The organism is Robertmurraya sp. FSL R5-0851 (genome assembly GCF_038002965.1).
GTDB classification, from domain to species: domain Bacteria; phylum Bacillota; class Bacilli; order Bacillales; family Cytobacillaceae; genus Robertmurraya_A; species Robertmurraya_A beringensis.
Window position 1 is genome coordinate 4,495,074 of record NZ_JBBOOE010000001.1, and the last position, 14,178, is coordinate 4,509,251.

A 14,178-nucleotide genomic window follows, 5' to 3' on the forward strand; every position below is an offset into this window, starting at 1 on the left:
TTTGCGCAATCGATTGCACAAATGATGAAAAAAGAGAAAATAGTTCAGTTGCCGCTCTGTGCAACAAGTTGCGCAAGCGCTTTCACAAACTACTAACCTAATAATATCACCCCCCTATGGTGTCTGTCACCACAAAAAGACAAAATCGTACAATTTGTCCACGAGCGGTGTCTGTCACCCTTCGTGGACAGATCCTACACTTTTGTCCGCCTGAGATGGACACTCCACTCCATTACATTACTACTTATTCTTGGTTGGATTCCTTTGCTAGTTCTAACGCCTTTTTCAGAAATTCCTCTTCACTTATTTCTCCGTTTATTCTTAACCGAACTAGCTTCTCATGTTTCTCTTTCACGTTGAATCCTGAGATTTCTAGGGATGCTTTCGCATTTCGTAATGCCTTTTCAATTGGCTCTTCATTTGACTTTGTCATTGATATCCCTCCTAAATATGACTTTCTTCTGATCTTTCGCCTAATATCACCATTCTAATAGTATACAAGAGGAGAGTTGGACCTTATAGTATAGGACCTATTACATATTTACTAAATTTCATGTAAAATACAATCATTACCACTTACATATAATAGGAGCTATCACCATGAAACATACGATGAACTATACATTATCAGAGCGCTTTGAGGTTGCTTTTAATCAAATCCATGAAATGTTAAAAAATAAAGTGAAAATAAATGATGATAGATTTGTAGTGTTGCTGGATAGAGGGGCGAAAAGACATCAGTTGATAGCAAACTATCAAAAAGATTTAAAACAATATGCTAAGCTAAGAAATGCAATTGTCCATGATAAGCGCGAGTTAGGCTTCTATATCGCCGAACCCCATAGGGAGATCGTCGAACATATTGAAATGATTGCAAAAGTGTTCAGCAGGCCAAATTATGCACTATCTATTGCGACTAAAGATGTGATTTGTTTTGATCGCGAAGACAGTTTACAAGAGGTCTTTAAGGTTATAAAAGAATATGGATACGCTCAATATCCCATCTATAAAAATAAAGTATGTATAGGCTTATTATCTACTGATGATATTGTGAGATGGATGTCTGAGAATCTGATCAATACGATTGTAGACATAACTGACATTCGTGTATTTGATATTATTTCAACCGTAGAAAGCCACCCGATAGAGTTTGTTTCAAAAACAATGGACATCTTTTCAGTAGAAGAAATTTATGAGGAAAAACATAAAAATACGTTGGATTTAGAAGCGATTATTATTACTGAAAATGGAAGCAATTCTGAAAGACCACTAGGAATCATTACTGCTTGGGATCTAATAGAGTTGGACTACCAGGATGAAAATTGAATACGCTCGTCGTAAAGCCACTTGCAGCGATGCAGGTGTCTTTTACGTATTAAGCACTACTGCGGTGTTAATAAGGTGTCTGTCACCCTTCGTGGACATTTTTGGTGTTTTTGTACGCGTGGAGTGGACAGTCTTTTACTTAACTTATTCTAAGTTGTTTATTTAGTATACCTAAAGGAATACATAGTGTTTCATTGAAGGAATAAATTACAACGGATGGCAAAAATCCCTAGATATACTTTGTTTATTTACCGTCACTCTGTAAGCGATTACAATATTGCTTACAAGTACTTGTCAGATATCACCAATACCTACATACCTAAGTATCTGAACTTTCAGTTATTTGGTTATCCGGGGACATACGAACATATAAGGTATTTATTTTTCACATCCAGAAAAACAGAAGAGTTTTCACCTATTAACTATTTTTTAGATCGATCTTAGAACGTGAGTTAAAGACGAACATAGGGGGAAAAAGGATGAGTAAATTTAATAGCTTCTTAGAAACAAAAGTAATGCCTGTGGCAGGTAGATTGGCTGCCCAGCGACATCTTGGTGCACTACGAGACGGTATTATCCTAGCCATGCCGCTAATTATTATTGGCTCTCTTTTCTTAATTATTGCTAACTTCCCAATTACTGCATGGACTAACTATCTAGCAGAACACCCAACAATTAAAACTAGTCTCTTATATCCATACCGCGGGACCTTCGAGATCATGGGGCTCGTCGCTACATTTGGGGTCGCATATCGCTTAGCTGAAAGTTATAAGCTCGATGCACTGGCTAGCGCGGCTATTTCACTTGCTGCCTACTTTGTTGTATCACCTTTTACTAGCTATGTAATTGGACAAGATCCAAATACTGGTGCAGATATTTTGGAAAATGCTTATAATACCGGACTTTTTACAAGTAAAGGCTTATTCGTTGGAATGGTTATTGCCATTCTATCAACTGAAATTTATCGTAAAATTACCGAAATGAATATTGTCATTAAGTTACCTGATGGTGTACCTCCTGCTGTTTCAAGATCCTTCTCTGCCTTAATACCAGCGTTTGTAGCTGTTGTTGTAGCATGGGGATTACGCTTGCTTGTAGAAAACATCGGTGACTTCGGCAGCATACACAATGTTGTATCCGTCCTCTTGCAGCAGCCACTAACCAGCCTTGGCACAAGTTTGGTTGGAACGATTATTGTCTTTATACTTATTCAAATGTTATGGTGCTTAGGTTTACACGGAGCAAACATCGTTAACGCAGTTATCTTACCGGTTTGGTTAACATTGACACAAGAAAATGCGATGTCATTTGAAGCTGGCGAACCTGTAAAAAATATTGTAACAAACGAGTTTAATGATATTGTCTTTATCGGTGGATCCGGTACAACTCTCTCTTTAGTACTCGCTATGGTATTTTTCGCAAGAAGCCAACAGATGAAGCAGTTAGGACGCCTTGGTATTGGCCCTGGAATCTTTAATATTAATGAACCTGTTACCTTTGGTATGCCAATCGTTCTAAATCCAATTATGATGATTCCATTTATCTTAGCACCAGTTGCTGCGGTTATAATGACGTTTGTTTCTATGGATTTAGGATTGGTAGCAAAACCAATCGGAGTCGTAACTCCATTTACTATGCCTCCTATCCTAAACGGTTATATCATCACTGGCAGTATCTCAGGTGCCATTCTTCAATTGGCCATCATGGTAGTATCATTCTTCATCTACTTCCCATTCTTTAAAATGTGGGATACGCAGAAGCTTGCCGAGGAGAAAGGTGCCGCTACGAATACTTCATCTACAGAAAACACTGTTAATATGTAGTTGTGGTGACAGACACCCTAAAAAGACAGATTGGCTTGTTTTGTCCACGGATGGTGTCTGTCACCCTTCGTGGACAGATCCACTCATTTTGTACGCGTGGAGTGGACACTGTCATTAAAAAAGGATTGGCTCGTATGGAGCCAATCCTTTTTCTTTATGTTCTAACTACTAAATCTCCCCGTATTATAAGCTTCCCTTCCAATTCTAATGAAAATAGTTGCTCTTCTAGATCACCATATTCCGATCCTAATATCTGCTTTAATTTACTGATTGAGACAGACTGAGGAATTTTCTCCAATAAAACTGAATTTGCATCCGGTTTAATAGCTGATTTAGGATCCACACTCGTATTTTCTTGAAACACTGACTCCACACCAATATAAGGTCTCTTTCCTTTTACCAATAATTGATTACATCCTTGGCCTTCTAATGAATAAATAGGATGTGGGACTGCATATACCTCCCGTTTCTGCCTTTCAGCAAACTTAGCGGTCCAGAGTGCCCCACTTTTGACACCAGCTTCAACAATAATGACTTCGTTAGACCAAGCACTAATTAAAGCATTTCTTTCGACAAAATGCTGCTGTTTAACTGGTGTTCCAGGTGGATATTTAGATAAAAATACGCTTCCTGATTCAATCAGTTCATCATAAAGCTTTCGCTGTTCAGTGGGATAACATATGTCTACCCCACTTCCTAAGAACGATATCGTTTTACCGCCCGCCTTCATACATGCAGCTTGTGAATACGAATCGATACCTTTCGCAAAGCCACTTACTAAGACTATGTCCCTTTTAGCAAGTTCTTTTCCTATATCCCTGGCTACTTTTTTCCCATACTCAGTACAACGTCTTGCACCAACGACTCCAATTGAACGTTCAAACTTCTGTAGCCTGCCCTTAAAATAAAGTAGGATTGGCGACTCACCACATGTCTTTGCGATTTCAGGATACCTATCATCTGTAATGGGTAACAAATCTATCCCCTTTTTCTCAATGATTCTACTAATTGAGTCAACTTTTTCAAAACTCTTGTTATCCATTATTTGTTGGATCATTCGTGTAGTGATACCAGGGACTCCTTTCAAATCCTCTTGTGTTGAAAGGTATATCCTCTTCAGATCCCCATTAAAATATGCATAGAGATTCTTCTGCATAACTGGACCAATATATTTTAAAGTTGCTAGCCAAATCCAATACTTATCCATGGCCTCCTCCAAACAAATGAAATGCGTCTTTATCCAAGTCTCTACTTTGTAAACTAAGTCTCATATGATTTACATTTATTTTATTTTCGCCTTCTAGATCAGCAATAGTCCTTGCCACTTTAATAAATTTGTGAAGACTTCTGCCACTATACTTAAAACGATCATATGCCTTTTGAAGCAATGAAGTGGTTTCAGAATCTAACGGACAAAACTGCGCGATTAAGGATGCCGTTAGTTGAGCATTTGAGCTTATTCCTGATATATTTTTGTACCGTTTTTCCTGAATCTTTCTTGCATAGTCCACCCGCGCTTTTAATTCAGCCGAACTTTTAGATGGTAGGACATTTGAAAAGAAATTTACGTTATTAACGTATTTCTGAATATCCATTCGATCAATGATCGGACCTGATAATCTTTGCCGATATTTAATAATTTCGTAGTCTGTGCATCTACATTTTTCATTCCCAAAATAACCACAGGGACAAGGATTCATCGCACCAACTAGCATAAAATTAGCAGGATAGGAGTTTGAACCCCACACCCTAGTGATTGTCACCATCTGATCCTCAAGAGGCTGTCTTAGAGCATCAAGAGTTTTCCTACTGAATTCAGCGATCTCATCAAGAAAAAGAACCCCATTATGTGCAAAAGAAATCTCTCCTGGTTTCGCAAATGGACCACCTCCAATGAGTGAGTTTGTTGAAGCATTATGATGGGGTGCACGAAACGGTCTCTGTGTAATTAAAGTTCCTTTTTCATGTAACATACTTGCTATGCTATAAATCTTGGTTACTTCTAATGACTCCTTTTCACTCATCTCAGGAAGGATCGTAGGAATTCTTTTAGCAATCATTGATTTGCCACAACCGGGTGGACCAATCATAAGGAGATTATGTCCTCCAGCTGCCGCTATTACCATATAATTAAGGATGGTTTCCTGTCCCTTAACATCAATAAAATCCAATTTGGTTTGTTGTTCTGGAATACCTTTTTCATTTAGTAATAATTCGTCTGGAACCTTCCCTCCCAAAATTTCAACAGCCTCTCTTAAATCTCTACATCCAAAGATTTCTACTCCTTTTACTAATTTCGCTTCCTGTACATTTTCTATTGGAAGGAGAATTTTCTTAATTCCAACCTCTTGCGCTTTTAAAACCATGGGAAGGATTCCACTGCTTCCACGAATGTTAGCGTTCAATGAAAGTTCTCCAATAAATGCGGTTTGATTCAAATCTCTTGGTTCTGGTATTTGATTGCTTCTTAAAAGTAACCCTATTGCCATAGCTAAGTCGTAATGAGTTCCCGTTTTCTTCATATCAGAAGGGGCAAGGTTAAAAACCACTTTGAATACAGGAAAAACAAAGCCTGATGATAACATTGCTGCTTCGAGTCTTTCTCGTGCCTCTTTCACTGCCTTATCACCTAACCCAACAATGGATACAGAACTCAGCCCCACCATTGTATCTGTTTCCACTTCAACCACCTGCCCATCAATCCCCAGCAAAGCAAAACTATAAACACTCGAGGCCATACAACCGCTCCATTTCCTTTGATCCATAATTCTCTTTTTGCATCAAAAACTCTAGATAGTGTTCTCGCATTGGTTCGGGAAAATAGGAAAGGATTTGTTCTTTTGTTACAAGGGGATTATGTTCGTTGAGCATGTAGGCACGGTAACTACTCCAAGGATAAGTTTCTAAAGATTCAACCATACCAGCAGATAAGGGGTTTCTGTGAATATAACGGCTTAGGTCCAGTTCATGTTCGGGGGAATCAATTATATCGTGGAAATATCTCTTTTCGAATACATGTCCGGAGAAGTCATATTTGAGGTTAAAATATCTGGCGTATTTGCTGTGAAGGTATTTGATGATAGGACCAGGAGGGATTTTCGTGGTTTCTAGCTGAAGATGAATATGATTGGACATAAGGCAGTAGGCGTGGATATTGAAACTGTATCTTTCCTTAGTTTCTAATAACATACCTAAGTATTTTCTTCGATCCGGATCATCGTAAAACAAGGGTTGCTTCCTGATTCCTCTACTTGTGATATGATACTTCGCACCCGGAAACCAAGTACGTGCACGTCTTGCCATGCGTGAGCCTCCTTTTAATTTTATTTAATGAAGTGTCGAGTTTGTTGAAAGAGATTTGTAGGTTTCGCAAAGTGGGAGAAGTGGGGTTTCTAATATTATACTACTCTCTCACCCACCAATAAATAGAGTCAACAGTTTACCTCATATAAATCATAATAAATATGACAACCTTCCTCTCCTCCCCACTGTCCACCTCAGAAAGACAAAAAGACCAAATCTGTCCACGAAGGGTGACAGACACCCTAAAAAGACAGATTGGCCCTATTTGTCCACGAACGGTGTCTGTCACCGTAAGTAGACTCTTGTTTCATATGGTTGGAGGGTGGATTCTTTGTGGAGCTTCCTTTCAGCCCCTTCATAGTTTGCCAACACTAGTTCAAAGTCTCCTAGTTTTCCTCCAGCGCTAACTACAGAATTTCCCGGCACTCTGAATCTTGTCACTTCTTCACTGAAGTTATTCACCACAAGCGCCATCTTTTTCCCCCATTTGCGTGTATACGCAAACAGCTTCGGATGATTCGCTAGCAATAACTCATACGTACCGTACACGAACACAGGCTGATCCTTTCTTAACCGGATCAACTGCTTATAAAAGCTCAAGATCGAATCCGGATCCCCGACCTGCGTCTCCACATTGATATCCACATAATTCGGGTTCACCCCGAGCCATGTAGAATCTCCGCTCGTGAATCCTGCCGTCTCTGATGAAGCATTCCACTGCATCGGCGTTCGCGAGTTGTCTCGGCATTGCTTCCAGATGAGCTGCATGAGCTCCTCATGCGAGTGACCTTTCCCGCGTTCCACCCGGTAGTAATTCACCATTCCCACATCGTTGTAATCCTCGATCCTCGGGAACTGCACGTTTGTCATTCCAATTTCTTGACCTTGGTAAATGAACGGAGTTCCTTTCATCAGGAAGTACAGCGCAGCTAGCATTTTGGCGCTTTCCTTCCAGTATTCCTTGTCATTTCCCCAGCTCGACACACGGCGCGGCTGGTCGTGATTTTCGATGAAGAGCGCATTCCAGCCTCTTCCTTCCAATCCCGTCTGCCACTTGGTAAGCGCCTTTTTCAACGCTCGAACATCGACACGACTGTCATCCGAGTTCTTATCCCAAAGGTCCAAAAACTCAAATTGAAAAATCATATTAAAATAGCCGTTCTCTTCTCCAACCCAACGATCCGCGTCAGCAATCTTAACCCCATTTGCTTCCCCGACCGTCATCACATCGTACTTTTTAAAGGTCCTCTGTGAAAAGTCAGCCAGCCACTCATCGATTCCCTCTACATTCATCATGTAAGGAAAGCAAGGCACCACATCTAGCCCTTCAGGATTTGGCATATCCGGGAAACCTGGCTTCTTTTTAATATGAGAAATCGCATCCACACGGTATCCATCAATGCCCTTATCAAGCCACCAGTTTACCATGTTCTCCAACGACTCACGCACCTCTGGATTTTCCCAGTTTAGATCCGGCTGACGCGTCGAGAAGATATGCATGAAATATTGGTCGGTCGCCTCGTCGTACTTCCAAGCCGGACCACTAAAAATCGACTCCCAGTTATTCGGCTCCTTGCCATCCTTCCCGTCGGCCCAAATATACCAATCGCGCTTCGGATTATCCTTGCTCGACCGTGACTCAATGAACCACGGATGCTCATCGCTCGTATGATTGATCACCAAATCTAAAATGATTCTCATTCCACGCTCATGAACCCCTGACAACAGTTCATCAAAATCCTCCATCGTGCCAAACTCATCCATAATGTCATGATAATCGGAAATATCATAGCCGTTATCGTCGTTTGGCGATTTGTACATCGGTGAAAGCCAAATCACATCAACGCCCAAATCCTTTAAATAATCTAGCTTCGAGGTTAACCCCTTTAAGTCGCCAATCCCGTCTCCATTGCTATCCATGAAGCTTCTTGGATACACCTGATAGGCAACACTTTCCTTCCACCACTTCTTGTTCACGTTCGCACCTCTATTTCTACTTACACCCACCACATTTGTGAAACAGGCTCTTCAATTAACACCGACTTTAAATTCACAACCGCGCGAGTGAAGCCTTCTTCAATCGACATAATTGGATCTTCATGCTCGATGCTTACCACATAGTCATAGCCGTATGTGCGTAATGCACTCATCATATCCGACCACTCTTTCAAGCTGTGTCCACAGCCAACTGAACGGAAGTTCCACGCACGAGTTCTAATCTCCCCATACGGCTGCATATCGGTTAACCCATACATATTGACATTATCTTGGTCAATATACGTATCCTTCGCATGGAAATGATGAATCGCATTTTCTTTTCCTAAAATTTTAATCGCAGCAACCGGGTCAATTCCCTGCCACCATAAGTGACTTGGATCTAGGTTCGCCCCAATCGCGTCACAAGTTTCCTCGCGTAACTTTAACAAAGTATATGGCGTGTGAACCAAAAATCCGCCATGTAACTCTAGACCAATTTTCACATGATGATCTTTCGCGTATTGTCCAACTTCACGCCAGTAAGGAATCAATTTCTCTTCCCACTGCCATTTCAACACATCGCCATACTCATTCGGCCAAGGTGCCACCGGCCAGTTCGGCTGTTTCGCATCCTCGGAATCACCAGCTGTACCAGAGAAACAGTTCACGACTGGTACGTTTAAAAGTGACGCCAACTTGATCGTCTTCAACAACGTATCATTGGACTGCTCCGCAAATGCCTTATCCGGCGAAATCGGATTGCCGTGACAACTGAACGCACTAATGATCAGGCCACGCTCTTCCACTTTACGAAGATACTCTACTCTTGCTTCTTCGCTTTCCAAAAGACCGTCTAGGTCGCAATGGTTATTCCCTGGATAGCACCCCGTACCTATTTCAACGGCATGTAAGCCTGCATTTTTCACCGTATCAAGCATTTCCTCAAATGATTTCTCTGCAAAAAGTACTGTAAATACTCCTAGTTTCATCGTGAACCTTCCTCCCTTTCACTGCTTTCATAAATCTTGTCTATAATTTGTGACACTTGCAGCGCTTGCTCTGGTTTTACCACAAGCTCCGCCTCACCCAAACAAGCGGCGACAAAATTCCTTGCCTGTGGTACATCTGGTTCCTCTTCCCCCGGCACCCAGTCTGCTTGCGTGTTAAAAAGCATGCCATTTTTCGTGGTGTATAGTTCAAATGGGAATACATTTATTCCGCCTTCCACACCAGAAATGCTGACATTCGCCACATCTTCCTTGATGTTGGCTGCCCAAGATGTTTCAAACAGCATCGATGCTCCATTTTCAAACGTCATGTAAGCCGTTACATGATCATCCACTTCAAACGTCTGATGGTCAAACTCTCCCCATTGGTTCACTTGACCTGGAATTTTACTCAACGTATTGTACGTACGACCCGTAACGCTTGTTTGCTTCGGATTGCCCATCAACCAAAGGGCCAAATCAAGTAAGTGGCAGCCAAAATCGATTAAGCTTCCGCCACCTTGAAGGTCTTTGTTTGTAAAAACACCCCAGCCAGGAACCTTACGGCGTCTGAGCGCTTGAACTCGAACAACCAATACCTCCCCAACGTCTTCCATCAATTTTTTCGCCGCGATCGCTTCCTTCATAAATCGGTAGTGATATGCGATCGCCAGTACCTTGTTTGCCTTTTTTGAAGCTTCAATCATCGCCTCACACTCAGTCGCACTTAACGCCATCGGTTTTTCACAAAGTACGTGGACTCCCGCTTCAAACGCGGCAATCGTAATTTCTGCGTGAAACTTATTCGGAGTACAAATACAAACCGCATCTACCTCTTGAAAAAGCTCCTTATAGTCCTGAAACACATGTGGGATGTTAAACTTTTCTGCCGCCTCGCGAGCTCGTTCACCATTCACGTCACTAACGGCTGTAATCGTGCATTTATCGCCTAAAGCAAGAAAAGCCGGGATATGGCGGGCCTGTGCAATCCCGCCAACCCCGATAATCCCGATTCGTAGCTTTTCCATTATTCCTTTATTCTCACAATCTGCTTGGTTTCATTAGATTCAAGAGCTGCCAAGATCACTCCAAGAGATTTCATTCCCTCTTCCCCGCTCACAGGCACTTCCTTATCATTCAGCACAGCATCCACAAATTGATCAATCACATGCGAGCTCGATTGGCCACCCTCGTCATTGGACTGAATTTTTCCAAGCTGATAATTCACAACATCACCGTTTTTGTATTGAACAACTAACGAGTTGTTTGGATCGTCCTCTAAACGAAGAATCGCATTCTCTCCATAAATAATCGTTGAATTGTCTTCCTTGCTCACATACGACCAGCTTGCCGCAAGCGTCCCAATGGTACCGCTTTCTGTTTTCAATACACAAACCGCTGTGTCATCGACCGTAGCAAATTCCTTCGCGCTCGTCTCAACAAATGCACCCACTTCAACGATTTCTTCTCCTAATACGTAACGAAGAAGGTCTGTTTTATGAACGCCTAAATCGCCCATCGCCCCAACAAACGCTTTATCTTTTTGGAAAAACCAGCCTTCCTTGCCTTCCACGCTCCAGCCCTCTGGTCCTCCGTGTCCAAAAGCCGTACGGAAGCTATAAATCTTCCCAACTTCTCCGCTTTCAATCAATTGACGAGCTTTTTGGTGAGAGGCCACAAAACGTTGGTTGTGCGCGATCATCAGCTTTTTGCCGCTATTTTTTGCCGTCTCGATCATTGATTTTGCTTCCTCTTCTGATGTCGCCATTGGCTTTTCACAAAGAACATGAACACCTGCAAGCAGCGCAGCATTAGAGATTGGTGCATGAAGATAGTTCGGTGTACACACGCTTACCGCATCTACTTCCGCGTTTCTTAAAAGTTCCACAAAGCTCGTGTACGATGGAACTCCGTACTTTTCACCAATTTCAAGTGCTCTTTCTGCGTTATTATCGCAAACTGCCACAAGCTCTACATTCGGATTTGCTGCATATTCAGGTAAATGGCGATGGCGTGCAATACTTCCGCAGCCAATCACACCTACTCGTAATTTTTTCATGTTAGTTTCCCCCTTTGATCGTTTCTAACGGTTTTGCATTTCCGTATACTGGACGCTCTCTCTTTACTGGCTGTGCCCAATTGACAGCGTTTGTGATGACCTTTTGAATTTTTTCATTATGGTAAGTCGGGTACGTTTCATGTCCTGGACGGAAGTAGAACACCTTCCCGTTTCCGCGCGTATATGTACAACCGCTTCGGAACACTTCTCCGCCTTCAAACCAGCTGGTAAAAACAAGCTCGTCTGGCTGTGGAATATCAAAATGCTCGCCGTACATTTCTTCCTGTGGTAACTCGATATATTCACCAATTCCTTCTGCGATCGGGTGACTCGGGCTCACAACCCATAGGCGCTCTTTCTCATCCGCTTCACGCCACTTCAAATCACAGCTCGTTCCCATTAATGTTTTAAAGATTTTCGAAAAATGGCCAGAATGAAGCACAATTAAGCCCATTCCATCAAGAACGCGCTGCTGCACCTTTTGTACGACCGTGTCTGACACTTCGTTATGCGCAAGATGCCCCCACCAAACAAGTACATCTGTATTCGCTAACACTTCATCCGTTAATCCATGCTCCGGCTCATCAAGAGTCGCTGTCTTCGCTTCGTAACCTGCTGAAGTTAAAAACGACGCAATCGCCCCGTGAATACCCTCCGGATAAATATCCCTTACCACTGGATTCTTCTGCTCATGTCGATTCTCATTCCATACTGTTACCTTCACCACGTCAAACCACTCCTTTTACAATATCTTACTCCCTATTTTAGAGATTCATAGATTTTATGAAACTGCTTACATTGACTAGTAGGGTGGAAAATATTGACCTGACCAGGTGTAGAAGAAATTAGATTACTATCAAATATATATATTCTGCTTCATGGGGACTTAGAAACTCTTTTGGTTACCGCTAGACTAGTTTCCCTGCTTCCACGGGAACTCAACTACCCTTTCACTTACCGTTAACCCCTTTTTCCTCCCTCCATGGGCACTCAACTACACTTTCAGTGACCATCAAACCCTATTTTCCTCATAAACAGGCACTGACACCCCCGCCAACTCGGCCTCTTCTATTTAAAAAAGAGACCACCAAAGGTAGTCTCCCAACAACTCTATTTCTTCACATCCAAACTACCCCGATACTCATTCGGCGTAATCCCCACAACCTTCTTAAACACCTTACGAAAATACTTATCATCCTGATAGCCAATCATATTCGCAATTTCATAAATTTTCAGCTGGCTATTTTTCAACAATGATTTTGCCTTTTTCATTCGAATGTTCACAATGTAATCAGAGATATTCACGTTAAATTCCTGCTTGAACTTTCTTGAAATATACTCCCGGCTAATGTAAAAATGCTCAGAGATCTCTTGTAGCTTCACGTCGCGATCGAAGTTTGCCTGCAAATATGCTTCGATATCTTCAATAATATTGCTTGTCTTTCTACTAGCCTGTTTCTTCAGCTTCCTCAAAAACAAACTGATCTCGCGCCTTTTCGCAGCCACATACTCATCCAGCATGAAGTTCCCATCTTCATCAAAGAACGAATCCACTCGCCCTTCGACATCTTCAGACACCTTCACCTCAAGCTTTTTGGCCTTATACGAGCGATTGCTCAACAGCAAGTACTCATTTTCAAACTGCAATACTTGTCTAACCGATAAGTAATCATTTTCAGTAAAATCGGCCCGCACCTGCTCAATAACCTCATCGAATGCTTCAATTTCTCCTGCTTGCATCGCTAGGTCTATGCTTGAGGTGTAGTCCATGAGGCTCTTCAACGGTTTGTCCGGCATCATATATTCCACATACACTTTGCATGCTTTCGGCTCCAATAGATTTCTGCCCACGAGTACTTTCCTCGCTTCTCGGTACGATTCCATTAGCTGTGCGCTTTCACCGACCATTTTTCCTAACGCCATCGGACAAGCGATATTCATGGCCGCTTGCAGAGATTCATAAATGCCAGCAAGAATGTCCCCGACCTCATCAAACCGGTCCCAAAAGATGATCACAACCTCACCTTTGTTGGATAAATATCGAAACCCGATTCCGCATTCTTTTTCTAGTAAAATCTCGTTCACCACATTTAGTACTGTAAAATAGGCTAAATCACGATCTCCACTAAAGGCTTCAATCGTACTTCGGTTCACCCGAATGATCCCCACCGTGTAGCTTCGAGATGACTGAAACCCTAATTCCTCAAACAGACCCTCGTCTACACCTTCATCACTATTCATGAGCTGCGTCAACTTTCGGTCGCGGTAGACAGGCTTCATCATGTTCATCAACTGTCCGCTAGTCTCTTCTTTTTTCCGCTCCTCTTCTTCCTCTTTCCATTCGTTCACAGCCGTTTCTAGCGTTTGATTCAATATCTCCGGATCAACCGGCTTCAGCAAATAATCCGTGCTTCCGAAGTGAATAGCTTTTCTCATATAATGATAGTCATCGTATCCAGTGACGACGATCACCTTGCTTGAGGGGTGATTTCCTTTGATCCATTCAAGTAGCTTCGTGCCGTCCATTTTCGGCATTTTCATATCGGAAAAAATAATCTCTGGACGGTGTTTTTCGATCAGGTTCGTTGCTTCTTCCCCATTGCTCGCTTCATAGATCGTGGTGATTCCGTGCTTCTCCCACTCCCCTAGAAGTTTGATTCCTTCACGTACATGCGTTTCATCATCAACAATTAAAACGATCACG

General features: G+C 42.1%; 12 protein-coding genes. 2 read left to right on the forward strand and 10 right to left on the reverse strand.

Annotated features, from left to right (window positions below):
• Positions 1–244 precede the first annotated feature (244 nt).
• Positions 245–433, reverse strand: a complete 189-nt coding sequence (locus MKX65_RS22925) for a hypothetical protein (protein WP_340905831.1) — start codon at positions 431–433, stop codon at positions 245–247.
• A gap of 167 nt (positions 434–600) precedes the next feature.
• Between MKX65_RS22925 and MKX65_RS22930 the strand changes: the two genes are divergently transcribed.
• Together MKX65_RS22930 and celB are read left to right on the forward strand one after the other, a co-directional pair.
• On the forward strand, positions 601–1,326 hold the full coding sequence (locus MKX65_RS22930; RefSeq protein WP_340905832.1) for a CBS domain-containing protein: 726 nt from the start codon (positions 601–603) through the stop codon (positions 1,324–1,326).
• Positions 1,327–1,805: 479 nt separating this feature from the next.
• On the forward strand, positions 1,806–3,149 hold the full coding sequence (celB, locus tag MKX65_RS22935) for a PTS cellobiose transporter subunit IIC (RefSeq protein ID WP_340905833.1): 1,344 nt from the start codon (positions 1,806–1,808) through the stop codon (positions 3,147–3,149).
• 154 nt (positions 3,150–3,303) lie between these two features.
• On the opposite strand, the gene dprA is transcribed toward celB, so the two are convergent.
• From dprA to MKX65_RS22980, 9 genes are all read right to left on the reverse strand, one after another.
• Entirely contained in the window at positions 3,304–4,356 is a 1,053-nt protein-coding gene (gene dprA, locus MKX65_RS22940) for a DNA-processing protein DprA (protein WP_340905835.1), read from the reverse strand.
• A complete protein-coding gene (locus tag MKX65_RS22945; RefSeq protein WP_160545814.1) occupies positions 4,349–5,887 on the reverse strand; it encodes a YifB family Mg chelatase-like AAA ATPase in 1,539 nt (512 codons plus the stop codon). Before MKX65_RS22945 ends, dprA begins: the two co-directional genes overlap by 8 nt.
• Complete coding sequence (locus MKX65_RS22950; protein ID WP_340905838.1) at positions 5,868–6,452, reverse strand: transposase; 585 nt, start codon at positions 6,450–6,452, stop codon at positions 5,868–5,870. The genes MKX65_RS22945 and MKX65_RS22950 overlap by 20 nt, the downstream gene beginning before the upstream one ends.
• A gap of 285 nt (positions 6,453–6,737) precedes the next feature.
• Positions 6,738–8,429 carry a glycoside hydrolase family 13 protein gene (locus MKX65_RS22955; protein WP_340905841.1) on the reverse strand — a complete coding sequence of 564 codons (1,692 nt, stop codon included), beginning with the start codon at positions 8,427–8,429 and terminating at the stop codon, positions 6,738–6,740.
• A 20-nt stretch (positions 8,430–8,449) separates the two neighbouring features.
• The gene (locus MKX65_RS22960; protein WP_340905843.1) at positions 8,450–9,418 is read right to left on the reverse strand and encodes a sugar phosphate isomerase/epimerase family protein; all 969 of its coding nucleotides are present in this window, start codon (positions 9,416–9,418) and stop codon (positions 8,450–8,452) included.
• Entirely contained in the window at positions 9,415–10,443 is a 1,029-nt protein-coding gene (locus MKX65_RS22965) for a Gfo/Idh/MocA family protein (RefSeq protein ID WP_340905845.1), read from the reverse strand. The genes MKX65_RS22960 and MKX65_RS22965 overlap by 4 nt, the downstream gene beginning before the upstream one ends.
• Complete coding sequence (locus MKX65_RS22970; protein ID WP_340905847.1) at positions 10,443–11,474, reverse strand: Gfo/Idh/MocA family protein; 1,032 nt, start codon at positions 11,472–11,474, stop codon at positions 10,443–10,445. Before MKX65_RS22970 ends, MKX65_RS22965 begins: the two co-directional genes overlap by 1 nt.
• Position 11,475: 1 nt before the next feature.
• Positions 11,476–12,201 (reverse strand): ThuA domain-containing protein, encoded by a 726-nt coding sequence (locus MKX65_RS22975; RefSeq protein ID WP_340905849.1) that lies wholly within the window; start codon positions 12,199–12,201, stop codon positions 11,476–11,478.
• Positions 12,202–12,584: 383 nt separating this feature from the next.
• A complete protein-coding gene (locus MKX65_RS22980) occupies positions 12,585–14,177 on the reverse strand; it encodes a response regulator (protein WP_340905852.1) in 1,593 nt (530 codons plus the stop codon).
• Position 14,178 lies beyond the last annotated feature (1 nt).

Bases quoted from the DNA above. Each gene is read 5' to 3' on its own strand.
- MKX65_RS22930 (WP_340905832.1), top strand. From the start codon at position 601: ATGAAACATACGATGAACTATACATTATCAGAGCGCTTTGAGGTTGCT.
- MKX65_RS22945 (WP_160545814.1), bottom strand. From the start codon at position 5,887: ATGGCCTCGAGTGTTTATAGTTTTGCTTTGCTGGGGATTGATGGGCAG.
- celB (WP_340905833.1), top strand. From the start codon at position 1,806: ATGAGTAAATTTAATAGCTTCTTAGAAACAAAAGTAATGCCTGTGGCA.
- MKX65_RS22965 (WP_340905845.1), bottom strand. From the start codon at position 10,443: ATGGAAAAGCTACGAATCGGGATTATCGGGGTTGGCGGGATTGCACAG.
- MKX65_RS22950 (WP_340905838.1), bottom strand. From the start codon at position 6,452: ATGGCAAGACGTGCACGTACTTGGTTTCCGGGTGCGAAGTATCATATC.
- dprA (WP_340905835.1), bottom strand. From the start codon at position 4,356: ATGGATAAGTATTGGATTTGGCTAGCAACTTTAAAATATATTGGTCCA.
- MKX65_RS22970 (WP_340905847.1), bottom strand. From the start codon at position 11,474: ATGAAAAAATTACGAGTAGGTGTGATTGGCTGCGGAAGTATTGCACGC.
- MKX65_RS22960 (WP_340905843.1), bottom strand. From the start codon at position 9,418: ATGAAACTAGGAGTATTTACAGTACTTTTTGCAGAGAAATCATTTGAG.
- MKX65_RS22925 (WP_340905831.1), bottom strand. From the start codon at position 433: ATGACAAAGTCAAATGAAGAGCCAATTGAAAAGGCATTACGAAATGCG.